The 23,344-nt window shown below is 52.6% G+C and carries 19 protein-coding genes; 8 read left to right on the top strand and 11 right to left on the bottom strand.

Translation table 11 applies throughout. The features are described 5' to 3' along the window. Positions 1-62: 62 nt before the first annotated feature. From rfaC to rfaD, 3 genes are read right to left on the bottom strand one after another with little or no spacing between them, the layout of a single operon-like run. Positions 63-1,034 (bottom strand): lipopolysaccharide heptosyltransferase RfaC, encoded by a 972-nt coding sequence (gene rfaC / locus ACJHX7_RS13370; RefSeq protein WP_094030273.1) that lies wholly within the window; start codon positions 1,032-1,034, stop codon positions 63-65. Between the two features lie 3 nt (positions 1,035-1,037). After that, entirely contained in the window at positions 1,038-2,084 is a 1,047-nt protein-coding gene (gene rfaF, locus ACJHX7_RS13365) for an ADP-heptose--LPS heptosyltransferase RfaF (protein ID WP_000699228.1), read from the bottom strand. 9 nt (positions 2,085-2,093) lie between these two features. Continuing rightward, positions 2,094-3,026, bottom strand: a complete 933-nt coding sequence (gene rfaD, locus ACJHX7_RS13360) for an ADP-glyceromanno-heptose 6-epimerase (protein WP_000587750.1) — start codon at positions 3,024-3,026, stop codon at positions 2,094-2,096. Positions 3,027-3,239: 213 nt separating this feature from the next. Here rfaD and kbl point away from each other — a divergent pair, with 213 nt between their 5' ends. From kbl to waaH, 3 genes are all read left to right on the top strand, one after another. Then, entirely contained in the window at positions 3,240-4,436 is a 1,197-nt protein-coding gene (gene kbl / locus ACJHX7_RS13355) for a glycine C-acetyltransferase (RefSeq protein ID WP_001213845.1), read from the top strand. A gap of 9 nt (positions 4,437-4,445) precedes the next feature. Beyond that, positions 4,446-5,471 (top strand): L-threonine 3-dehydrogenase, encoded by a 1,026-nt coding sequence (gene tdh, locus ACJHX7_RS13350; protein WP_000646018.1) that lies wholly within the window; start codon positions 4,446-4,448, stop codon positions 5,469-5,471. A 238-nt stretch (positions 5,472-5,709) separates the two neighbouring features. Further along, positions 5,710-6,744, top strand: coding sequence for a UDP-glucuronate:LPS(HepIII) glycosyltransferase (gene waaH / locus ACJHX7_RS13345; protein WP_000982118.1), 1,035 nt, complete (start codon positions 5,710-5,712; stop codon positions 6,742-6,744). Here waaH and ACJHX7_RS13340 read toward each other — a convergent pair. Genes ACJHX7_RS13340 through gpmM form a run of 3 tightly spaced genes read right to left on the bottom strand, consistent with a single transcriptional unit; the run spans position 6,731 to position 10,531 of the window. After that, positions 6,731-7,690, bottom strand: coding sequence for a divergent polysaccharide deacetylase family protein (locus tag ACJHX7_RS13340; protein ID WP_000483831.1), 960 nt, complete (start codon positions 7,688-7,690; stop codon positions 6,731-6,733). The genes waaH and ACJHX7_RS13340 overlap by 14 nt on opposite strands. A gap of 3 nt (positions 7,691-7,693) precedes the next feature. Beyond that, on the bottom strand, positions 7,694-8,953 hold the full coding sequence (envC, locus tag ACJHX7_RS13335; RefSeq protein ID WP_000196261.1) for a murein hydrolase activator EnvC: 1,260 nt from the start codon (positions 8,951-8,953) through the stop codon (positions 7,694-7,696). 33 nt (positions 8,954-8,986) lie between these two features. After that, positions 8,987-10,531 (bottom strand): 2,3-bisphosphoglycerate-independent phosphoglycerate mutase, encoded by a 1,545-nt coding sequence (gene gpmM / locus ACJHX7_RS13330; protein WP_094030272.1) that lies wholly within the window; start codon positions 10,529-10,531, stop codon positions 8,987-8,989. A gap of 243 nt (positions 10,532-10,774) precedes the next feature. Between gpmM and ACJHX7_RS13325 the strand changes: the two genes are divergently transcribed. The 5 genes from ACJHX7_RS13325 (at position 10,775) to cysE (ending at position 14,049) form a co-directional block, all read left to right on the top strand. Further along, on the top strand, positions 10,775-11,206 hold the full coding sequence (locus tag ACJHX7_RS13325; protein ID WP_001156181.1) for a rhodanese-like domain-containing protein: 432 nt from the start codon (positions 10,775-10,777) through the stop codon (positions 11,204-11,206). A 141-nt stretch (positions 11,207-11,347) separates the two neighbouring features. Continuing rightward, complete coding sequence (gene grxC, locus ACJHX7_RS13320) at positions 11,348-11,599, top strand: glutaredoxin 3 (RefSeq protein ID WP_000024392.1); 252 nt, start codon at positions 11,348-11,350, stop codon at positions 11,597-11,599. Between the two features lie 62 nt (positions 11,600-11,661). Then, positions 11,662-12,129 carry a protein-export chaperone SecB gene (gene secB / locus ACJHX7_RS13315; protein ID WP_000003377.1) on the top strand — a complete coding sequence of 156 codons (468 nt, stop codon included), beginning with the start codon at positions 11,662-11,664 and terminating at the stop codon, positions 12,127-12,129. Further along, a complete protein-coding gene (gpsA, locus tag ACJHX7_RS13310; RefSeq protein WP_033807562.1) occupies positions 12,129-13,148 on the top strand; it encodes an NAD(P)H-dependent glycerol-3-phosphate dehydrogenase in 1,020 nt (339 codons plus the stop codon). Before secB ends, gpsA begins: the two co-directional genes overlap by 1 nt. Positions 13,149-13,227: 79 nt before the next feature. After that, on the top strand, positions 13,228-14,049 hold the full coding sequence (cysE, locus tag ACJHX7_RS13305; protein ID WP_001277561.1) for a serine O-acetyltransferase: 822 nt from the start codon (positions 13,228-13,230) through the stop codon (positions 14,047-14,049). 52 nt (positions 14,050-14,101) lie between these two features. Here the strand turns inward: cysE and trmL are convergent, their stop codons facing one another. The 5 genes from trmL to ACJHX7_RS13280 form a co-directional block, all read right to left on the bottom strand. Continuing rightward, a complete protein-coding gene (trmL, locus tag ACJHX7_RS13300; protein ID WP_000932347.1) occupies positions 14,102-14,575 on the bottom strand; it encodes a tRNA (uridine(34)/cytosine(34)/5-carboxymethylaminomethyluridine(34)-2'-O)-methyltransferase TrmL in 474 nt (157 codons plus the stop codon). Between the two features lie 47 nt (positions 14,576-14,622). Further along, positions 14,623-15,813 carry a quinone-dependent L-lactate dehydrogenase gene (lldD, locus tag ACJHX7_RS13295; protein ID WP_000586976.1) on the bottom strand — a complete coding sequence of 397 codons (1,191 nt, stop codon included), beginning with the start codon at positions 15,811-15,813 and terminating at the stop codon, positions 14,623-14,625. After that, complete coding sequence (gene lldR, locus ACJHX7_RS13290; RefSeq protein ID WP_001304974.1) at positions 15,810-16,586, bottom strand: transcriptional regulator LldR; 777 nt, start codon at positions 16,584-16,586, stop codon at positions 15,810-15,812. The genes lldD and lldR overlap by 4 nt, the downstream gene beginning before the upstream one ends. Further along, the gene (gene lldP, locus ACJHX7_RS13285) at positions 16,586-18,241 is read right to left on the bottom strand and encodes an L-lactate permease (protein WP_001297977.1); all 1,656 of its coding nucleotides are present in this window, start codon (positions 18,239-18,241) and stop codon (positions 16,586-16,588) included. The genes lldR and lldP overlap by 1 nt, the downstream gene beginning before the upstream one ends. Before the next feature lie 296 nt (positions 18,242-18,537). Beyond that, positions 18,538-23,325: a YadA-like family protein gene (locus ACJHX7_RS13280; RefSeq protein WP_410231629.1), complete on the bottom strand. Its 4,788-nt coding sequence runs from the start codon at positions 23,323-23,325 to the stop codon at positions 18,538-18,540. Positions 23,326-23,344: the final 19 nt, after the last annotated feature.

Raw genomic sequence — 23,344 nt, 5'->3', positions numbered from 1 at the left:
GTGAAATAAAATCAGCAAGGAAGCTGATTTTATTTCAAAATTATCTATTAAAGAGTTGTAATTTAAATCATGGCAGCGTTTTCTTCAATGAACCGCTTAACAGCATTTGCTGTCAATTGAGACAACTCATTCCCCGGAGCCCTACAAACCATCTGATTCTTCCCATACCCACCAATTAATCCCGGATCGGTAGGTCCATAAACCGTGATATTGGGTCTATCCAGTGCCGCCGTTAAATGGCTTAACCCCGTATCCACCGACACTACAAATTTAGCCCCGGCCAGTACGCGGGCAACGCCTTCCAGACTCATCTTCGGCAATACTTCAACATAAGCAAATCCTTCCGCCAGTCGTTTCGCCCGTTCTTCCTCATGCGGCGCGCCCCACGGAAGTTTAATCCGTATTCCTGAATCAGCCAGTAAACCAATCAATTCTCGCCAGTGTTCTTCCGGCCAGTGTTTATCATCTCGGGTTGTTGCATGAAGAAATACGGCATATTCGCCAGCATCTGTAGGCAGGTTCGTCAGGAAATGCTGTGCGATAGCATAATCGCCCTGGGTTTGTGGTTTGCTATAGCCCAGACTTTTGGCAAACAGTTCGCGGGTGCGTTCTACGGCGTGCTGCTGTTTTGCAATATGATGTTTACGATTGTAAAACAGGCTGGCTAACGGTTCGCGAGCGGTTTGCCAGTCCATTCCATGCTTTACGCCATGCGCCAGACGCGTCACCAGCGCCGCGCTTTTTACCAGCCCCTGGGCGTCGATAACTGCGTCATAGTTCTTTGCTTGTAGCGCTTCACGAAACGCTTTGCGTTCAGCTTTTATGGGGGCCGAGAACCAGGCTTTACGCCAGCGACGTATTGCCACAGGAATAACTCGCTCAACGGCAGCGTGCCAGGAAGGAATCTGCGCGAACCCTTCTTCCACCACCCAGTCAAACTTAATCCCTGGGATTGCCTGCTGGGCATCAGTGAGTGCGGGCAGCGTGTGGAGAACATCGCCCATCGACGATGTTTTAACGATCAGAACCCGCATCCGTCAGGCTTCCTCTTGTAACAATAGCGCGTTGAGTTCTTCCAGTACGCGCTGGGGAGTAATGTCGATCAAGCTCTGGTGATAACCCTCCGCTGCGTCACCTTTACGCACTTTGTGATAGCCGGTAATCAGGCGGATCACGCGTGCTTTATGGGATAGCGGCGGTGTGAAGTCCGGGCTACTCGGACCATACAAGGCAACCAGCGGACGATTGAGCGCCGCCGCAACGTGCATCAGGCCAGAATCGTTAGTGACAATGGCTTTACAGGCTGCAATCAGGATAACCGCTTGATCAAGCTGTGTTTCCCCCGCCAGGTTCCGGCACCATGCCTGCTGCTCGGTATTTAAAGCGGCAAGAATCTCATTGCCCGCTTCATGATCTTTCGCCGAGCCAAACAGAACCACCTGATAACCTTCATCAATCAGTTGCTTTGCCAGTTCCGCATAGTGGTAGTGTGGCCAGCGTTTTGCCGGACCAAACTCCGCACCCGGGCAAAAACCAATCATTGGACGTTCTGATGAAAGCGAAAATTGATTACAGGTATATGATTTTTCACCTTCGCTCACCTGCAACTGCGGCCATAACAATGGTTGCGGCAGATCTTGTGCTGTGCGCATAATGCCTTTGTCATAGGCCAGCGCGACATAGCGTTCCACCATTAGCGGCCAGGCTTCTTTATCGAGCACGCGTACATCGTTAAGTAAACCGTAGCGCATCTCGCCGCGCCAGCCGGTGCGATGAGGAATACCCGCGAAGAAAGGCACTAATGCGGACTTGAAGGAGTTGGGTAAGACGTAGGCGCGGTCGTAGCGCTTTTCACGCAGACTATGACCCAGTTTGCGGCGTTCGCCGATTTCCAGCGCTCCGTGACCGAGAGGCATAGGAATAGCTTCGTTAACTTCCGGCATCCGCGATAATAATGGACGGCACCATGCCGGTGCCATCACGTCGATTATCGCCTGGGGATAGCGCGCCTGGAGCGTGCGATAGAGACTTTGCGACATCATCATGTCGCCAACCCAAGACGGGCCGATCACCAGTATTTTCATGCAGAGCTCTTATGCGTCACGATTCAGCCAGGCCATGTATTCCGTTACGCCTTCGGCAACGGTTTTGAACGGTTTGTCGTAACCCGCCGCGCGCAGATTCGTCAGATCTGCCTGCGTGAACGCCTGATAGCGGCCTTTCAGTTTATCCGGGAACGGAATGTATTCGATCTGGCCTTTCTTGTGATAAGCAAGCGTAGCATCTGCTACAGCCTGGAAGGATTCCGCACGACCAGTACCGAGGTTGAAGATGCCGGAAACGCCATTTTCCAGGAACCACAGGTTTACATCTGCCACGTCGCCCACATAGACGAAGTCGCGTTTAAAGTTCTCGCTACCTTCGAACAGCTTCGGTGATTCACCGTTATTAAGCTGGGTGTTGAGATGGAAAGCGACGCTCGCCATGCTGCCTTTATGGCCTTCACGCGGTCCATAAACGTTGAAATAACGGAAGCCAACAATCTGCGAGTTCGCTTCAGGCAGGATTTGGCGAACATATTCATCAAACAGGAATTTTGAGTAACCGTAGACATTCAACGGTTTTTCATATTCGCGGGATTCAATAAAGTCGGAAGTGCGTCCGCCGTAAGTGGCTGCGGAAGAGGCGTACAGGAACGGGATTTCGCGCTCCAGACAGTAGTGCAGCAGCTCTTTGGAGTATTGATAGTTGTTATCCATCATATACTTGCCGTCCCACTCGGTGGTGGAAGAGCACGCGCCTTCGTGGAAAATCGCTTCGACATCGCCGAACTCTTCGCCAGCCATAATCTGGATCAGGAAGTCTTCCTTATCCATATAGTCCGCGATATCCAGATCCACCAGGTTCACAAACTTGGTGCCGTCTTTCAGGTTGTCCACCACCAGAATATCGGTGATGCCTTTATCATTCAGGGCTTTAACGATGTTGCTGCCGATAAAGCCCGCGCCGCCGGTAACGATGATCATAACTGTAACCTTCGAATTATGGAGTCAGAGACAATCTCAGACACGAATACTTCTATCATATCACTACACGGCGTTGGCTTCAGCCATTCGCCAAAAGTGAGATTGATGGACGTTATTTATCCTGAATTTTGCAGAAGTGTTAACGCGTCATCTCGTCGCGACCTATAAGTTTGGGTAATATGTGCTGGAATTTGCCCTGTCTGGAGAATCGCAATGCGTGGAGAATTTTATCAGCAGTTAACCAACGATCTGGAAACCGCACGGGCGGAAGGGTTGTTTAAAGAAGAGCGCATTATTACGTCTGCGCAGCAAGCAGATATCACTGTGGCTGATGGAAGCCACGTCATTAACTTTTGTGCCAACAACTATCTCGGGCTGGCGAATCATCCGGATCTGATTGCGGCGGCAAAGGCGGGAATGGATTCTCACGGTTTCGGCATGGCTTCGGTGCGTTTTATTTGCGGCACTCAGGACAGCCATAAAGAGCTTGAACAAAAACTGGCGGCCTTCCTGGGGATGGAAGATGCGATTCTCTACTCTTCCTGCTTTGATGCTAACGGTGGCCTGTTTGAAACGCTGCTGAGCGCGGAAGACGCCATTATCTCCGACGCACTGAACCACGCGTCTATTATTGATGGTGTGCGTCTGTGCAAAGCTAAACGCTATCGTTATGCCAACAACGATATGCAGGAGCTGGAAGCACGTCTGAAAGAAGCGCGTGAAGCCGGTGCGCGTCATGTGCTGATTGCCACCGATGGTGTGTTCTCGATGGACGGCGTGATTGCCAACCTGAAAGGTGTTTGCGATCTCGCAGATAAATACGATGCCCTGGTGATGGTAGACGACTCCCACGCGGTCGGTTTTGTCGGTGAAAATGGTCGTGGTTCCCATGAATACTGCGATGTGATGGGGCGTGTAGACATCATTACCGGTACGTTGGGTAAAGCATTGGGCGGGGCTTCTGGTGGTTATACCGCGGCGCGCAAAGAAGTGGTTGAGTGGCTGCGCCAGCGTTCTCGTCCGTACCTGTTCTCCAACTCGCTGGCACCGGCCATTGTTGCCGCTTCCATCAAAGTGCTGGAGATGGTTGAAGCGGGTAGCGAGCTGCGTGACCGTCTGTGGGCGAACGCGCGTCAGTTCCGTGAGCAAATGTCGGCGGCGGGCTTTACCCTGGCGGGAGCCGATCACGCCATTATTCCGGTCATGCTTGGCGATGCGGTAGTAGCGCAGAAATTTGCTCGTGAGCTGCAAAAAGAGGGCATTTACGTCACCGGTTTCTTCTATCCGGTCGTTCCGAAAGGTCAGGCGCGTATTCGTACCCAGATGTCTGCGGCGCATACCCCTGAGCAAATTACGCGTGCAGTAGAAGCATTCACGCGTATTGGTAAACAACTGGGCGTTATCGCCTGAGGATGTGAGATGAAAGCGTTATCCAAACTGAAAGCGGAAGAGGGCATCTGGATGACCGACGTTCCTGTACCGGAACTCGGGCATAACGATCTGCTGATTAAAATCCGTAAAACAGCCATCTGCGGGACTGACGTTCACATCTATAACTGGGATGAGTGGTCGCAAAAAACCATCCCGGTGCCGATGGTCGTGGGCCATGAATATGTCGGTGAAGTGGTAGGTATTGGTCAGGAAGTGAAAGGCTTCAAGATTGGCGATCGCGTTTCTGGCGAAGGCCATATCACCTGCGGTCACTGTCGCAACTGTCGTGGCGGTCGTACCCATCTGTGCCGCAACACGATCGGCGTCGGCGTTAACCGTCCGGGCTGCTTTGCCGAGTATCTGGTGATTCCGGCGTTCAACGCTTTCAAAATCCCCGACAATATCTCCGATGATCTGGCTTCCATTTTTGATCCCTTCGGTAACGCCGTGCATACCGCGCTGTCGTTTGATCTGGTGGGCGAGGATGTGCTGGTCTCTGGTGCAGGCCCGATTGGTATTATGGCGGCGGCGGTGGCGAAACACGTTGGTGCACGTAACGTGGTGATTACTGATGTTAACGAATACCGCCTTGAGCTGGCGCGTAAAATGGGTATCACCCGTGCGGTTAACGTCGCGAAAGAAAACCTTAATGATGTGATGACAGAACTGGGCATGACCGAAGGCTTTGATGTCGGTCTGGAAATGTCCGGTGCGCCGCCAGCGTTTCGTACCATGCTCGACACCATGAACCACGGCGGTCGTATTGCGATGCTGGGTATTCCACCGTCCGATATGTCTATCGACTGGACCAAAGTAATCTTTAAAGGCTTGTTCATTAAAGGTATTTACGGTCGTGAGATGTTTGAAACCTGGTACAAGATGGCGGCGCTGATTCAGTCTGGCCTCGATCTCTCGCCGATCATTACCCATCGTTTCTCTATCGATGATTTCCAGAAGGGCTTTGACGCTATGCGTTCGGGCCAGTCCGGGAAAGTTATTCTGAGCTGGGATTAACACGAACAAGGGCTGGTATTCCAGCCCTTTTGCCTGAGGAAAATCCGTTAAATATGTAAAATCCTGTCAGTGTAATCAAGATATCGTAATTGCGCTGATCTCTTATATAGCTGCTCTCATTATCTCTCTACCCTGAAGTGACTCTCTCACCGGTAAAAATAATATCTCACAGGCTTAATAGTTTCTTAATACAAAGCCTGTAAAACGTCAGGGTAACTTCAGAGATCGTTGGTAATTTATGATGAACAGCACTAATAAACTAAGTGTTATTATCCCGTTATATAATGCGGGCGATGATTTCAGCGCTTGCATGGAATCTTTAATCGCGCAAACCTGGACTGCTCTGGAAATCATTATTATTAACGATGGTTCAACGGATAATTCTGTTGAAATAGCAAAGCATTACGCGGAAAACTATCCGCATGTTCGTTTGTTGCATCAGGCGAATGCTGGCGCATCGGTGGCGCGTAATCGTGGGATCGAGGTGGCAACGGGAAAATATGTCGCTTTTGTCGATGCTGACGATGAGGTCTATCCCACCATGTACGAAACGCTGATGACCATGGCGTTAGAGGACGACCTCGACGTGGCGCAGTGCAACGCTGATTGGTGTTTTCGTGAAACGGGTGAAACCTGGCAATCCATCCCTACCGATCGCCTTCGCTCAACCGGTGTATTAACCGGTCCGGACTGGCTGCGGATGGGGCTTTCTTCCCGCCGTTGGACACACGTGGTCTGGATGGGGGTTTATCGCCGCGATGTTATTGTTAAAAATAACATTAAATTTATTGCCGGATTACATCATCAGGATATTGTCTGGACAACAGAATTTATGTTTAACGCGCTGCGTGCGCGATATACCGAGCAATCATTATATAAATACTATCTGCATAATACGTCAGTGAGTCGGTTGAACAGACAAGGGAACAAAAACCTTAATTATCAACGTCACTATATTAAGATTACCCGCCTGCTGGAGAAATTAAATCGAAATTATGCCGACAAAATTACGATTTATCCGGAATTTCATCAGCAAATAACTTACGAAGCATTGCGTGTTTGCCATGCGGTGCGCAAAGAGCCGGATATTATTACCCGCCAACGGATGATTGCCGAGATATTTACTTCCGGTATGTATAAGCGCCTGATTACCAATGTGCGCAGCGTGAAGGTGGGTTATCAGGCGTTACTGTGGTCTTTCCGCTTATGGCAATGGCGCGACAAAACGCGGTCGCACCATCGCATTACGCGTAGCGCCTTTAATTTGCGCTAGCGTTAAGCTTCGCCGCTTCAGGCTGTTTGCCCCAGCCTTGCCACTGATGCTGGAAGTAAACGATCAGCGTGCTCTGGCTGATGCTTTCGCTTAATACTTCAAAGAAGCGATTAGCATAAACAGGTTCCAGCGGCTTCTTCGGTTTGCACAGCTTCACGCCACGGAATGGATTACGCGGTGTGTCGGGCACAGTGTTTTTCGGCGGTGTAGACGTATCAACCTGCGGTTCATTCAACAAGCTGCTGGCTTTCACCAGCGTAATGTCTGGCGGCAGGTTATAAACCATCTGTTGTAGCACGCGTACCGTTGAAGGGTGAGGATGTCCAATGGCAATGGTTGAACCGTTGCGACGCGCCAGGTCAATTGCGCGATTGAATTGCACACGGATGTCCGCTTCATTTTGCGAATCGTCGAGGAACACCTTCCGTTTGATCACCTTCACGCCAGTGCCTTGCGCGGCGCGCATCGCCTGGGTATTACCGATGGTTACGCTGTCGAGGAAGTAAAGATTGTAACGCTCCAGCGCCTGCATCACTTTCTGCATACCAAACAGGTTAGAGGTCATCTTGCTGCCCATGTGGTTATTGATCCCCACGGCATAGGGCACGTTATTGACCGCACTACGAATAATGCGCTCAATTTCGTCGCTGCTCATCTCCGGGCGCAGCGTATTTTTCTCCAGCGGCTGTTTACTCAACGGTGCCATCGGGAGATGAATCAACACTTCGTGACCGCTGTTATGCGCTTTGGTCGCCATCTCTCTGGCGTGCGGTGAATCGGGTAATACAGCGACGGAGATAGCGGAAGGCATCGCCAGCACCTGGTTTTCGTTGTGCGGGCGATACCCAAAATCATCAATGACGATGGCAAGTTTGCCAGCAATTACGGGGGAGGAGAGCGCCAACAGAGCGGCAAATGCAAGAACGTTACGACGAAATGGAAACAAAACTTATCTTCCCAACCACGGCTGTGGATTGACCGCCTGACCCTGGCGGCGAATTTCGAAATAGAGTGAAGGCCGACCCTGACCGCCACTGCTGCCCACCAGTGCAATTGGCTGGCCCGCGCGAACCTGCGAACCAACGCTCACCAGTGCGCTCTGATTATAGCCGTAAAGACTCATGTCGCCTTTACCGTGCTCAACCACCACCACCAGACCGTAGCCTTGCAGCCAGTCAGCCAGAATCACCCGGCCGTCGGCAATCGCTTTAACTTCAGTACCTTCAGAGGCACCGATAACCATTCCTTTCCAGCGTAGTTCGCCCTGTAGCTGTTCACCATAGCGATGCAGCGTCGGCCCGCGAACTGGCCAGAATGCCTGACCGCGCGGTGCGCCCAGACCACCGGTACGGGACATCAGCGATTTTTCGCTTTCGGTCGGCTTGTAGGTGGTGCCTTTGCGCGTCGCTTCTTTCTGGCGGTCGCGAACCGCCTGGGCTTCGCGCGCTTCACGTTCAGCACGCGCTTTCGCCGCGGCTTCCGCACGGGCAATGCTGTTACGCAGGCGGGATTCGTTGGCGCGCAGCTCGCTCAACTGTTGCTGACCTTGCTGGATGGAAGACTCCAGCCCTGCCAGCGTTTTCTTACGCTCGCTCAACGCCTGGGTCAGCTTCGCCTGTTGGGCGCGCTGCTCATATAAAAGCGTTTGTTGCTCGCTCTGTTTCTCTTCCAGTTCGGCACGCTGCATAGCGACTTCTTCACGCGTTTGTTTCAACTGAGCAATGGTTTCTTGTCGCGCCTGGTTGAGATAGCCGAAATAAGCCTGTAAGCGCTGCCCACGCTGGCTTTCTTCACCGCTGAGAATCAGCTGAATACCGGTATGTTCACCCTGACGAAACGCGGCATCCAGTTGCGCGGCGAGGCTGCGCTCCTGGGCGGCTTTTTGCTGCTCCAGTTTGGCAATCGACGCGTTCATCTCATCAATCTGTTTATTGAGTTGATTGAGCGTATTTTGCGTTTCGCGCAGTTTGCGAGTGGCTTCAGAGATCGCCTCTTCCTGCTTTTTCAATTGTGCGAGCAGGCTTGCGCGTTGTTGTTGCTTTTGGCGTACCGCGCGCTCTTTCGCGGCGATGTCAGCCTGAATGGATTTGAGTTGGTCACGCTCATCCGCGTGGGCGGAAAAGGCGCACAACAATACGCCAGCGCTCAGAACGCTGGCGTAGATGATGGGCCTGATTGCAAACCTGCGCGGTTTCACGGCCCGTGTCATGGTATTAATCGCCTTTCCCCTCATGGGGAGGGATTATTCCACGATGAACAGCGGCTTACCAGTCATCTCTTGCGGGATTTCCATACCCATCAGCGACAACATGGTCGGCGCGATGTCAGAAAGTTTGCCGCCTTCAACCGCTTTCACGTTCTTATCACCAACGTAAATCAGCGGAACTGGCAGGTTGGTGTGTGCTGTGTGCGCCTGACCCGTTGCCGGATCGCGCATCTGTTCAGCGTTACCGTGGTCAGCGGTGATCAGCAGTTGTCCACCCACGGACTCAACCGCTTTCGCGACTTCTTCCACGCAGTGATCCAGCGCTTCAACCGCTTTAACCGCCGCTTCCATCACCCCGGTGTGACCTACCATGTCGCCGTTCGGATAGTTACAGATAATGGTGTCGTATTTGCCGCTCTTGATTGCCGCAACCAGTTTTTCGGTCAGCTCTGCGGAGCTCATTTCCGGTTGCAGATCGTAAGTTGCCACTTTCGGTGAGTTGATCAGAATGCGGTCTTCGCCTTTGAACGACTCTTCTACACCACCGTTAAAGAAGAAAGTGACGTGGGCATATTTTTCGGTTTCGGAAATACGCAGCTGAGTTTTGTCGTTTTTCGCCATCCACTCGCCGAAGGTGTTAACCAGGGAAGCTGGTGGGTAAGCAACCGCAGTTTTGATGTCAGCGGCGTATTCGGTCAGCATCACGAAATCCACGTTAACCACTTTCTTACGCGCGAAGCCATCGAAATCAGCGTTCACGAAAGCACGAGTGATTTCACGCGCACGGTCAGCACGGAAGTTCATGAAAATCAGCGCATCGCCGTCTTCCATTGCCGCGTCTGACTGACCTTCTGCACGAATAACGGTCGCTTTCACGAATTCGTCGTTTTCGTCACGAGCATAAGCAGCCTGCAAACCGGCAACGGCGGTATCGGCCTGGAACTCGCCCTGCGCCAGAGTCAGCAGGTCATAAGCTTTTTCAACGCGATCCCAACGGTTATCGCGATCCATGGCGTAGTAACGACCAATGATAGACGCTACGCGGCCTTTACCCAGCGCGGCAAATTTCTCTTCGAATTTTTTCAGCGAGGATTCAGCACTGCGCGGCGGAGTGTCGCGACCGTCAAGGAATGCGTGCAGGTAAATTTTTTCTGCGCCGCGTTCAGCTGCCAGTTCTACCATCGCCATGATGTGATCTTCGTGGCTGTGTACGCCGCCTGCGGAGAGCAGACCCATAATGTGTACTGCTTTACCTGCGTTTTTCGCTTTATCTACCGCACCAGTCAGCACCGGATTAGCAAAGAAAGTGCGATCTTTGATTTCAACGTCCAGACGAGTCAGGTCCTGATACACGATGCGGCCGGCACCCAGGTTAACGTGACCTACTTCGGAGTTACCCATCTGACGGTCAGGCAGACCGACTTCCAGACCGGAAGCGTCGATCAGGGTATGCGGACGATTGGCCCACAGTGCATCCATTACCGGGGTTTTAGCACTAAAAATGGCGTTATCCTGCTGTTCTTCGCGATAGCCATAGCCATCCAGAATCACCAGTACCATAGGTTTTTTAGAAACCGACATTGCGACAACCTCATACTCAAGAGTCAAAATTTGCGTAATTTTACTACAGCTGAATCGATAAAATAGCCTCTGAAGATCAAAATATACGACCGCTCGCGGCAAGCCGATGCCAGATTTGCGCTTTTTTTCGTCGCGCCCCGCAAAATTGCATTCCAGTTAACGCGCTGGCTGTATTTGCCGCACTGCGCAGGTATACTCCTTTCCTGGTTTTTTTAATCACTACGTCGGGAGTTGTTACCCCCCATGCAAGAAATTATGCAATTTGTTGGCCGTCATCCCATACTGAGTATCGCCTGGATCGCGTTACTGGTGGCGGTTCTTGTGACTACGTTTAAGAGCCTGACCTCGAAAGTGAAGGTGATTACTCGTGGTGAAGCTACGCGTCTGATCAACAAAGAAGACGCTGTGGTTGTGGATTTACGTCAGCGTGATGACTTCCGTAAAGGCCATATCGCAGGTTCTATCAACCTGTTGCCGAGCGAAATCAAAGCCAACAATGTTGGTGAGCTTGAGAAGCACAAAGACAAACCGGTTATCGTGGTAGATGGTTCTGGCATGCAGTGCCAGGAGCCTGCAAACGCGCTGACGAAAGCTGGTTTTGCGCAAGTATTCGTGCTGAAAGAGGGCGTTGCTGGCTGGGCTGGCGAAAACTTACCTCTGGTGCGCGGCAAATAATTTACCTGTCGTCTTTCATGATGCAGGCCGTTAGCTGCAATTAGGCCCCCAGCGACTTATTGTTATAAGCTTCTGGGGACACTCCATTTTGCAGCCGCCCTGCAACAAGAAATTTCAGGGTAAAAAAACAGGAGCTAAGTTATGGCCAATGTTGAAATCTATACCAAAGAAACCTGCCCGTATTGCCATCGTGCGAAAGCACTGCTGAGCAGCAAGGGCGTGAGTTTTCAGGAGTTGCCGATCGATGGCAACGCCGCTAAGCGTGAAGAGATGATCAAACGCAGCGGTCGCACCACGGTTCCCCAGATTTTTATTGACGCACAGCACATTGGCGGCTGTGATGACTTGTATGCATTGGATGCACGTGGTGGACTGGATCCCCTGCTGAAATAACGTGTGAACGTTGGCATTACATTGCGCAGTATTTAAGGACAACACTTAAGGGTTTTCTACACATGTCAGAACAAAACAACACCGAAATGACTTTCCAGATCCAACGTATTTATACCAAGGATATTTCTTTCGAAGCGCCGAACGCGCCGCACGTTTTCCAGAAAGATTGGCAGCCAGAAGTTAAACTTGATCTGGATACGGCATCTTCTCAACTGGCAGATGACGTTTACGAAGTGGTACTGCGTGTTACCGTAACGGCCTCCCTGGGCGAAGAAACCGCGTTCCTGTGTGAAGTTCAGCAGGGCGGTATTTTCTCCATCGCGGGTATCGAGGGCACCCAGATGGCACATTGCCTGGGTGCATACTGCCCGAACATTCTGTTCCCGTATGCTCGTGAGTGCATCACCAGCATGGTATCCCGCGGTACATTCCCGCAACTGAACCTTGCGCCGGTTAACTTCGATGCGCTGTTCATGAACTATTTGCAGCAGCAGGCTGGCGAAGGTACTGAAGAACATCAGGATGCCTGATGAACCAACGTAATGCTTCAATGACTGTGATCGGTGCCGGCTCGTACGGCACCGCTCTTGCCATCACCCTGGCAAGAAATGGCCACGAGGTTGTCCTCTGGGGCCATGACCCTGAACATATCGCAACGCTTGAACGCGAGCGCTGTAACGCCGCGTTTCTCCCCGATGTGCCTTTTCCCGATACGCTCCATCTTGAAAGCGATCTCGCCACTGCGCTGGCAGCCAGCCGTAATATTCTCGTCGTCGTACCCAGCCATGTCTTTGGTGAAGTGCTGCGTCAGATTAAACCGCTGATGCGTCCTGATGCGCGTCTGGTGTGGGCGACCAAAGGGCTGGAAGCAGAAACCGGACGTCTGTTACAGGACGTGGCGCGTGAGGCCTTAGGCGATCAAATTCCGTTGGCGGTTATCTCTGGCCCAACGTTTGCGAAAGAACTGGCGGCAGGTCTACCAACGGCCATTTCGCTGGCCTCTACCGACCAGACCTTTGCCGATGATCTCCAGCAATTGTTGCACTGTGGCAAAAGTTTCCGCGTTTACAGCAACCCGGATTTCATCGGTGTGCAGCTTGGCGGCGCGGTGAAAAACGTCATTGCCATTGGCGCGGGGATGTCCGACGGTATCGGTTTTGGTGCGAATGCGCGTACGGCACTGATCACCCGTGGGCTGGCTGAAATGTCGCGTCTTGGTGCGGCGCTGGGTGCCGATCCTGCCACCTTTATGGGCATGGCGGGGCTGGGCGATCTGGTGCTTACCTGTACTGATAACCAGTCGCGTAACCGCCGTTTTGGCATGATGCTCGGTCAGGGCATGGATGTACAAAGCGCGCAGGAGAAAATTGGTCAGGTGGTGGAAGGCTACCGCAATACGAAAGAAGTCCGCGAACTGGCGCATCGCTTCGGCGTTGAAATGCCAATAACCGAGGAAATTTATCAAGTATTATATTGCGGAAAAAACGCGCGCGAGGCAGCATTGACTTTACTAGGTCGTGCACGCAAGGACGAGCGCAGCAGCCACTAAACCCAGGGAACCTTTGTTACCACTATGACCCGGCCCGCGCAGAACGGGTCGGTCATTATCTTATCGTGTGGAGTAAGCAATGTCGTGTGAAGAACTGGAAATTGTCTGGAACAATATTAAAGCTGAAGCCAGAACGCTGGCGGACTGTGAGCCAATGCTGGCCAGTTTTTACCACGCGACGCTACTCAAGCACGAAAACCTTGGCAGTGCACTGAGCTACATGCTGGCGAACAAGCTGTCATCGCCCATTATGCCGGCTATTGCTATCCGTGAAGTGGTGGAAGAAGCCTACGCCGCCGACCCGGAAATGATCGCCTCTGCGGCCTGTGATATTCAGGCGGTGCGTACCCGTGACCCGGCGGTGGATAAATACTCAACCCCGTTGCTATACCTGAAGGGTTTTCATGCTTTGCAGGCGTATCGCATCGGTCACTGGTTGTGGAATCAGGGGCGTCGCGCACTGGCAATCTTTCTGCAAAACCAGGTTTCTGTGACGTTCCAGGTTGATATTCACCCGGCAGCAAAAATTGGCCGCGGTATCATGCTTGACCACGCCACGGGCATCGTTGTGGGTGAAACGGCGGTGATTGAAAACGACGTATCGATTCTGCAATCTGTGACGCTTGGCGGTACGGGTAAATCTGGTGGCGACCGTCATCCGAAAATTCGTGAAGGTGTGATGATTGGCGCGGGCGCGAAAATTCTCGGCAATATTGAAGTTGGGCGCGGCGCGAAGATTGGCGCAGGTTCCGTGGTGCTGCAACCGGTGCCGCCGCATACCACCGCCGCTGGCGTTCCGGCACGCATTGTCGGCAAACCGGATAGCGATAAACCGTCAATGGATATGGATCAGCATTTCAACGGTATTAACCATACGTTTGAATATGGGGATGGGATCTGACGTCCTGTGATTGTGCCGGATGCGATGTAATCATCTATCCGGCATACAGTAACTAATCTCTCAACACCGCTCCCGGATATCCCAGCTGCCGCCAGGCTTCATACACCACGACCGACACCGCATTGGACAGGTTCATGCTGCGGCTGTCCGGCACCATTGGAATGCGAATTTTTTGTTCAGCGGGCAGGGCATCAAGAATGCTCGCTGGCAGGCCGCGTGTTTCCGGGCCGAACATCAGATAATCGCCATCCTGATAGCTTACGGCGCTGTGAGCAGGCGTACCTTTCGTGGTGAGGGCAAACAGGCGCTGGGGATTTTCTGCTTCGAGAAACGCGCGATAGTCATGATGACGCGTAACGGCGGTAAACTCGTGATAGTCCAGCCCCGCGCGGCGCAGGCGCTTATCGTCCCAGGCAAATCCCATCGGTTCGATGATATGCAGACGAAAGCCGGTATTAGCGCAAAGACGGATGATGTTGCCAGTATTTGGCGGAATTTCTGGTTCGTAAAGTACGATGTTTAGCATACTGCCCCCTTAGTGCGGGGGCAGGATAGCAGATATTCATCTAACCCTTAAGCTGCATTCCCTTTCGCCATCGGAGCTAGTGCCGCAGGCAATTCTTTACCCAGCCCCTGCACCAGCGAATCTTGCGTAATTTCGCTAATCGATTTCGCGCCAGTCAGCGTCATTGCCACTTTCATCTCTTTTTCGATCAGATTTAGCAGGTTAGCTACACCCGCCTGGCCCGCTGTTGCCAGCGCATACAGGAAAGCACGACCCAGCAGTACGGTGTCGGCACCGAGCGCAATCATACGCACGACATCAAGCCCGTTACGTATTCCGCTATCCGCCAGAATGGCGATATCACCTTTCACCGCATCTGCAATAGCGGGCAACGCACGAGCGGAAGAGAGTACACCGTCCAGCTGGCGGCCACCGTGGTTAGAAACCACAATCCCATCAGCACCAAAACGTACTGCATCGCGCGCATCTTCCGGATCGAGGATCCCTTTGATCACCATCGGGCCATCCCAGAAATCGCGGATCCACTCAAGGTCTTTCCATGAGATGGACGGATCGAAGTTATTCCCCAGCCAGCCGATGTAATCTTCCAGTCCGGTCGGTTTGCCGAGATAAGCTGAGATATTACCTAAATCATGCGGACGACCGTTCAGGCCCACATCCCACGCCCATTGCGGATGCGTCACCGCCTGCAAATAGCGGCGCATTGCCGCGTTCGGGCCGCTCATCCCAGAATGCGCATCACGATAACGCGCTCCCGGTGTTGGCATATCCACGGTGAAAACCAGTGTCGAACAACCCGCTGCTTTTGCTCGCTCCAGTGCGTTACGCATAAAGCCGCGATCGCGCAGCACATAAAGCTGGAACCACATCGGACGTTTGATAGCCGGAGCCACTTCTTCAATCGGGCAAACGGAAACCGTCGAGAGAGTAAACGGAATGCCATGCGCATCCGCTGCTTTGGCAGCCTGAACTTCGCCGCGTCGCGCATACATGCCACACAAACCTACCGGACCTAGCGCCACCGGCATCGACAATTTCTCATTAAACAGCGTCGTTTCCAGGCTTAAGTCAGACATGTTTTTCAGAATACGCTGGCGCAGCGCCACTTCTGACAAATCTTCCACGTTGCGGCGCAGCGTGTATTCAGAATATGCCCCCCCATCCATATAGTGGAACAGGAACGGCGGCAGAATGCGTTGCGCTGCGGCGCGATAATCGCTGGCTGCGGAAATAATCATGCGTTTTTCTCCCTCGAATGCTCATTATGGTCACCAGGCAGGCGGGTAATGCGTGCATGGCGAGCCTGATCTTCATCGAATCGTTTCATGGTGGTGTGAACAAAGCTAAGGTGCGCCATCATTGCTTTACGCGCCCCGTCAGCATCACCGGCAAAAATGGCGTCAATGACTGCCTGATGTTGTTCGGTCAGCTGTGAAAAAACCGGGGGTACCAGATACATCCGCTGGCGGCTATGCTTCACGGAGGATTGCAGGACATCGAAGAAACCGCGCATGGTTTGCAGCAGCACGATGTTATGCGAGGCTTCGGCAATCGCCAGATGAAAACGAACGTCCGCTTGTGAGGCGAGATCCGGGTCTTCACTTAGCGTTGCTTCAAAGCAAAGCTGAATTTTCTCTTTTTCGCCTGGTGTGGCGCGCATTGCCGCATGCCACGCGGTGCTGGCTTCAATGGCGTAGCGGGCTTCCAGAATATCGAAACTGTAATCCGGATCATCGGCCATCAGCGTTTTCAGCGGCTGGACGATGTTTTGCTCCGACCATGTGTCATGACGCCAGCGAATAAACGTCCCGCCGCCACGTCGACTGAGCAGCACACCTTCGCTTACCAGTTTCGCCAGCGCCTCGCGCAGTGAATTTCTCGACACGCCGAGTTGCATCGCCAGTTGACGTTCAGCGGGCAACTTCATGCCCGCTTCCAGGTTTTTTTCATCAATCAGCGCCCGCACACGATCGGCAACCTCGTCTGACAGGCGTCTGGGTAAAACAATCATTAAGGAATCATCCACGTTAAGACATAGGCCTGAAGCGTGGTGATCACGCCCACCATACAGGTGAAGATCAGGCTGTGTTTGACAGTAAAGCGGAACAAATCAGACTCTTTGCCCACCAGGCCTACCGCCGCACAGGCGATAGCGATAGATTGCGGAGAGATCATTTTGCCGGTGACACCACCGGTGGTGTTGGCAGCAACCAGCAACAGGTCAGAAACGCCAATTTGTTGTGCGGCGGTAGCCTGCAAAGCGGCAAACAAAGCATTAGATGACGTATCCGACCCGGTCAGGAATACCCCAAGCCAGCCGAGGAACGGCGAGAAGAAGGTGAATGCATGACCGGTGTGCGCCAGTGCCAGCGCCAGTGTTGATGACAAACCGGAATAGTTCGAGATAAAGGCGAATGCCAGCACCATACCGATGGAGTAGATGGGCAGAGCCAGTTCTTTCAGCGTGCTGCCGAAGGTGCTGATAGCGTCAGATGGTTTCATCTTCAGCCAGACAATCGAGAGCAGGGCAGCAAACAGAATGGCGGTACCGGTGGCAGAGAACCAGTCAAACTTAAACACGGCGGCATACGCTGTCGCTTCGCTGACCACTGGCGGCATACGGGCAACCAGTTTATCGAGGTACGGCACCGGAATGTTGATCACCCACTCATACAGCGCACCGCCTGAAGCGAACAGGGCTTTAAACGGCGGGATACTCCACAGCGTTACGGTGGCGGTCAGGAACAGAAACGGTGTCCAGGCGCGCAGCACCTGACCTGCCGTGTAACCTGTGTGAGCCAGCGTCATATCAACCTGTGACGCCCCCAAGTCACCGAAGCGGAATACGCGCACTGGTTGCCAGCGTTTGAGGAACAGCGTCAGGCAGAGCAGTGATACCAGCGAAGAGATAATGTCTGGCAGTTCCGGCCCAATGAAGTTAGAGCTGAGGTATTGAGCAATGGCAAACGAACCACCTGCAACCACGACCGCAGGCCACGTCTCTTTGATACCGCGCCAACCGTCCATAATCGCCATGATCCAGAACAGCACGATAATGGTCATAAACGGCAGCTGACGCCCCACCATCTGACCAATCTCAAAGCTGTCGATGCCTGTTACCTGCCCGGCGACCAGAATCGGAATACCCATCGCGCCAAATGCCACTGGTGCGGTGTTAACAATCAGGCACAGTCCGGCGGCGTAGAGTGGTTTAAAGCCCAGACCGACCAGCAATGCGGCGGTAATTGCTACCGGTGCGCCAAAGCCTGCGGCTCCTTCAAGGAAAGCGCCGAAACAGAAACCGACAATCAGCATTTGCAGGCGCTGGTCAGGGGTTATCGAAAGAATAGACGAGCGGATGATGTCAAACTGCCCGGTTTTCACCGAGATCTTATAGACGAACACCGCTGCAATAATGATCCACGCGATGGGCCACAACCCGTAGAAGAAGCCATAAACCACCGAGGCCAGCGCGTTAGCGACCGGCATTTTATAGAACAGCAAAGCCACGGCAAGGGCGATTGCCACCGTCCATGAGGCGGCGACGTATCCTTTCAGTTTGAGCTTAATCAGCGCAAAGAAGAAAAACAGGATGGGAAGCGATGCTATCAGGCTGGAAAGCCAGATATTCCCGGCGGGATCGTAGTTTTGTTGCCAGAGATTCATTGCAGGTCTCCTGCAGTCCACACACGCCGTGTAATGAGTCTGTTGCTCATCTCCTTGTCACACGTTGTGTAAAAGTGGCACTGCCAATTGTGTTGTGTAGGGATAATGACAATGGATAGTTAACTAAATGTTATGCATTAGCAACATTGATGTGAGTTTTAATTGGGGAATTGTGAACCAGAGGTCAGATAAGCGAAGAATTGGTAGGGCCAATTCTTGTGGGGGGAGATGTCTGGTAAAGAAAAGGGCAATCCTCATCAGAGAATTGCCCTTAGTCACACTAACTTAATGGATCATTACCACTGAATACCGGCACCGAGTGCGGCGGAGTATTCACCCTGGCTATTGGTACTACCTTGTAATTTGTAGACCCAACGACCATTGGCGCTCACCATCGACACACCTAAAGCAACAGCCGATTCACCGTTGTAAGTACCACCACCAATAGAGGCCATGCTGGCTCCCGGCGTGTAAGCCTGCGGCAGACCGGTCATTGCCATTGCAGAAGCGATACCACCACTCAGCTTGCTTTCAGTTTTGGACAGTTTGTTATCCATCTCAACCATGCGCTGATCGGTGTATTGCTTCGTTTCCTGCACGCTTTGCTTCAACTGCGCATAGTTCACTGCGTCGTTGTTGTTGACGCCAGCGGAGACGTTGCTGATGCGAGTCGTACCGCCATTACCACCACCGAGAGTGATGTTGCTGTAGTCTATAGAACCATCAGCTTTGGTGTCGTAACGAACGCCGCCTGCCTCAGAAGACTTCAGCTGCGAAACGTTAACCGCATCGGTGGCATTAACACCTGCAGCAACGTTGGTGATACGACGCTGGTTGGTAGAAGAACCCACAGAGATGGTGTTTTCTTCGTTGGCCACGGAACCGGTACCCAGCGCGACGCTGTTGTCAGCGGCAGCAATGGAACCAGAACCAATTGCAACACTGTCTTTACCCTGCGCGTTGGCATCTACGCCATCGGTGTTGGTCTTGAAGTATTTGGTGCTACCGGTGGTTACGATATCGCCAATGCCGTTTTCGATATTGGTAACGCGAGTATCCAGATTCGTCACCTGATTGTTCAGGTTAGTAATACTCTGGGTATTCTGGGAAACCTGCGCGTCCGTTACTTTCAATTGACCCACGTTGACCGCATCGGTATCAGCCGAACCTGCTGCGACGTTGGTGATCTGACGTTGACCGTCTTCACTGCCGACAGAGAACTCACCCACAGAGTTCTGCGGTGCGTCCATGTTGTAGGCGGTGTAGTTGGTCTGCGCACCACGGGTAGTCTGAGAACCATTCCCCATTGCAATGCTGTTTGCATGGTTTGCACTTGCGTTGCTACCGATAGCAATACCATTGATCGCATCAGCCAGAACCAGCGTGTTCAGGCCGATACCAATACCCGCATTACCATTAACGATGGTTTTCGCGCCCATTGCCAGCGAGTCTTCACCGACTGCCAGTGAGTCTTCAGCCGTTGAGTTGGCGTGATAGTATTTGGTTGGTGTGGTTGCTACTGCACCAATGGCGTTTTGCAACTGGCGAACAGTAACGGCGTCATGGGCTTCGGAACCATCCGCGACGTTGATGATTTGACGATATTTACCATCGTCACCGATCGACAATGCACCAAGCAGTTCGCCGTCCGTGGTGTCATAACCAATCACAACACCTTCTTCTGACACGCTGGTGTCACGAGACCCTTTAACTATTACACGGCTGGAAACGGAACTGCTACCCAGAGCGATACCCGTATCAACGTCGCTGTAGCTGCCCTGACCCATGGCCACGCTGCTATCGCCTTCGGCAAAAGAGTTATAACCCATGGCCACGCTGCTATCGCCTTTGGCAACAGAGTTATAACCCACTGCTGTAGCGCCAACACCCTGTGCGCTGGCATCGGTGAAGGTTAAACCGGTGTCATTGGTACGCACATAGTTAATACCTGCACCATTTTCTTCGATGTAGGTTTCACTGGTGTTACCGGCAAGCTGATTAATGACTTCGCTGTTCTGCTGGATCAGCATATTGGTGTTAAACAGCTGAGAACCGTTGATAGCATCGGTGCTACCTTCACCAATGTTACCATCAGCAACGTTTGTGATAATGCTGGCCTTGCCGTCATGACTGGCGTTGTAAGCCCCTTCGCCGTTATTGGCGGTCGCATCCCACAGCAGCGCGTTCTCATCAAGCGCATCCAGAGCTTCACCGACGTTGTTGTAATCGGTATTTGCAATGGTGTAAGTCGGCGCAGTGATAGTGCCGTCAGCGTTAACTTCTGCATCACCGCCCAGCGCATCAGTGATGTACTTATTGGTGGTATAGAGTTGTGAGCCGTTAATCGCGTCGCTGCTGGTGGCAGAGATTGCACCATTTGCGACGTGAGTAATCTTACTGGCGGTGTTATCTACCCCGCGACCGGCGCTGAATGCACCAGCACCGTCATTGACTGTCGCATCCCAGAGCAGGGCGTCATCCAGCGTGGTATCGATCGCTTCCAGTGCGTCACCAACGTTGTTGTAACTTCCACCCGCTATGGCATAAGTCGGTGTAGTGATACTGCCGTCCGCATTCACCACAGCGTTCCCGCCCAGAGCATCGGCAATGTAGTCACTAACGCCATAAAGTTGCGAACCGTTAATAGCGTCGCTACTGGTGGACGAGACTGCACCGTTTGCAACATCAGTGATTACACTGGGATCATTATTAATGCCGTGTTTGGCGCTGAATTTGCCTGCGGTTGTATCCCAGAGCAGAGCATCACCGAGAGAATCACTAAATGAAGTGTTAATCGCAGCCAGAGCATCCCCGACGTTAGTGTAGTCAGTGCCGCCAATACTATAGGTTGGCCCGGTTAATACACCTGTATCGCTAATATCAGCACCACCACCCAGATAGGACGTGAATGAATCAGCCAAACCGTAAAGTTGTGAGCCATTTATGGCGTCAGTGCTGTCAGAGGAGACTATGCCAGCTTGTACGTTGCTGATTTTGTTGGTGGCGTTAGTACCGTGTGCAGCGGTGAATGCGCCTGCGGCGTCGTCCCATTTCAGGGCGTCTTCACCGAGATTATTCACCGTATCAGTCAGGTTGGTGATACTGGTGGTGTTGCCAGCCACTTCGCCCGTCAGGTTAGTGATGTTGGTGGTGTTTGCCGCCACATCGTCCTTGGTCGCTTTCAGCTGAGAACCGTTGACGGCGTCGGTGCTGGTGTCAGAGAGCTCACCAGCGGTGACGTTAGTGATTTTGTTGGTGGCGTTAGTGCCGTGTGCAGCGGTGAATGCGCCTGCGGCGTCGTCCCATTTCAGGGCGTCTTCACCGAGGTTAGTCACCGTATCAGTCAGGTTAGTGATACTGGTGGTGTTGCCAGCCACTTCGCTCGTCAGGTTAGTGATGTTGGTGGTGTTTGCCGCCACATCGTCCTTGGTCGCTTTCAGCTGAGAACCGTTGACGGCGTCGGTGCTGGTATCAGAGAGTTCGCCAGCGGTGACATTGGTGATTTTGTTGGTGGCGTTAGTGCCGTGTGCAGCGGTGAATGCGCCTGCGGCGTCGTCCCATTTCAGGGCGTCTTCACCGAGATTATTCACCGTATCAGTCAGGTTGGTGATACTGGTGGTGTTGCCAGCCACTTCGCCCGTCAGGTTAGTGATGTTGGTGGTGTTTGCCGCCACATCGTCCTTGGTCGCTTTCAGCTGAGAACCGTTGACGGCGTCGGTGCTGGTGTCAGAGAGCTCACCAGCGGTGACATTGGTGATTTTGCTGGTGACGTCGGTGCCGTGTGCAGCGCTGAACGCGGTGCCGTTCCACAACAGAGCATCCTGCTGCAGGTCGTACAATTGAGAGCCGTTTACTACATCGGTGCTGGTTGCAGAAACCGTACCTTTAGCAACATTAGTGATTTTACTGGTGGTATTTGAGCCGTGTGCAGCGGTGAATGCCCCCGCGGTTCTATTCCATTGCAGAGTATTATTGTCGATTCCTGACAGAGCATCACCCACGTTATTATAGGTGCCGCTTTTCAACGCGTAGCTTAGTGCGGTTACGGTGCCGTCGCTGCCTACAGTAGCGCCTCCCCCGAGCCGTTTGGCGACTGAATCACTGATCGTATAAAGCTGTGAGCCGTTGATGGCATCGGTACTGGTGTTGCTTATGGCACCGGCAGCCATATTAACAATTTTGCGTTTTGTTGTGCTGTTGCCAACTGAAACTGTATTGCTTGCATCAGTGGTCGATCCTGCGCCGATAGCGACAGAATTGTCGGTCGCTGCTGTAGCCCCTACACCGAGGGCGACAGAATCATTGCCGCTTGCCCTGGATTGACTACCGAAAGCTAGACTGTTGCTGCCTCCCGCGGCACTGCCCTCTCCTAGCGCGATGGCATTCTCTCCTGCAGACGAACTGTTACTGCCCAACGCGATTGAGTTCACTTTGCTCGCAATGCTGCCTTGCCCCAGCGCAATCGCGTTTTGTTCGCTGGCTTCACTTGTGTTACCTAATGCAATACTGGATTCGCCAGATGCCTGACTTGCGTTTCCTAATGCAAGGCTGTATTTACCAAGTGCCTTGCTCTCATTGCCAAGGGCTACCGCGTACTCTGCATCGGTGAAAGCAAATACCCCCATCGCGATGGAGTAACCCGCATTTATGCTTGCACTCGACGAAGCGCCCATCGAAATAGAGCGGTCACCGTTAGATTGTGCTTTAACCCCAAGAGCCAGTGAAGCATTGCCATTCGATTCGCTATATGCACCTAACGCAGTACTCCACATACCTAACGCTTTGGAGTAGTAGCCCACGGCAGTTGCTGCGCCATTCGTTGTGGTATGAGTGCTTGCTTCAGCATCGGTACCAATAGCTATCCAACCTGTTCCATTATTATGACCAGCAGGGGTAACACCAGTACCTGTATCTAACCCTGCCTGAGCTAATGCCCCAGACGACGACAATAATCCACCCGCAACCAGTGCAGAAATTAACAGCTTACTGCGCCCGCTCTTCTTCCCACGACTTTTCGCCGTTTCGCTGGCAACGCTGTAACTGCCCGTCGCTGGATTCCAGATAACTTTAAAAATTTTGTTCATTATTGATGCTCTCTATTCC

Source organism: Escherichia sp. WS1451 (assembly GCF_046487365.1).
GTDB lineage: Bacteria > Pseudomonadota > Gammaproteobacteria > Enterobacterales > Enterobacteriaceae > Escherichia > Escherichia coli.
Note: the sequence above shows the minus strand (reverse complement) of the source record. Positions and strands in the feature narration are given on the sequence as shown.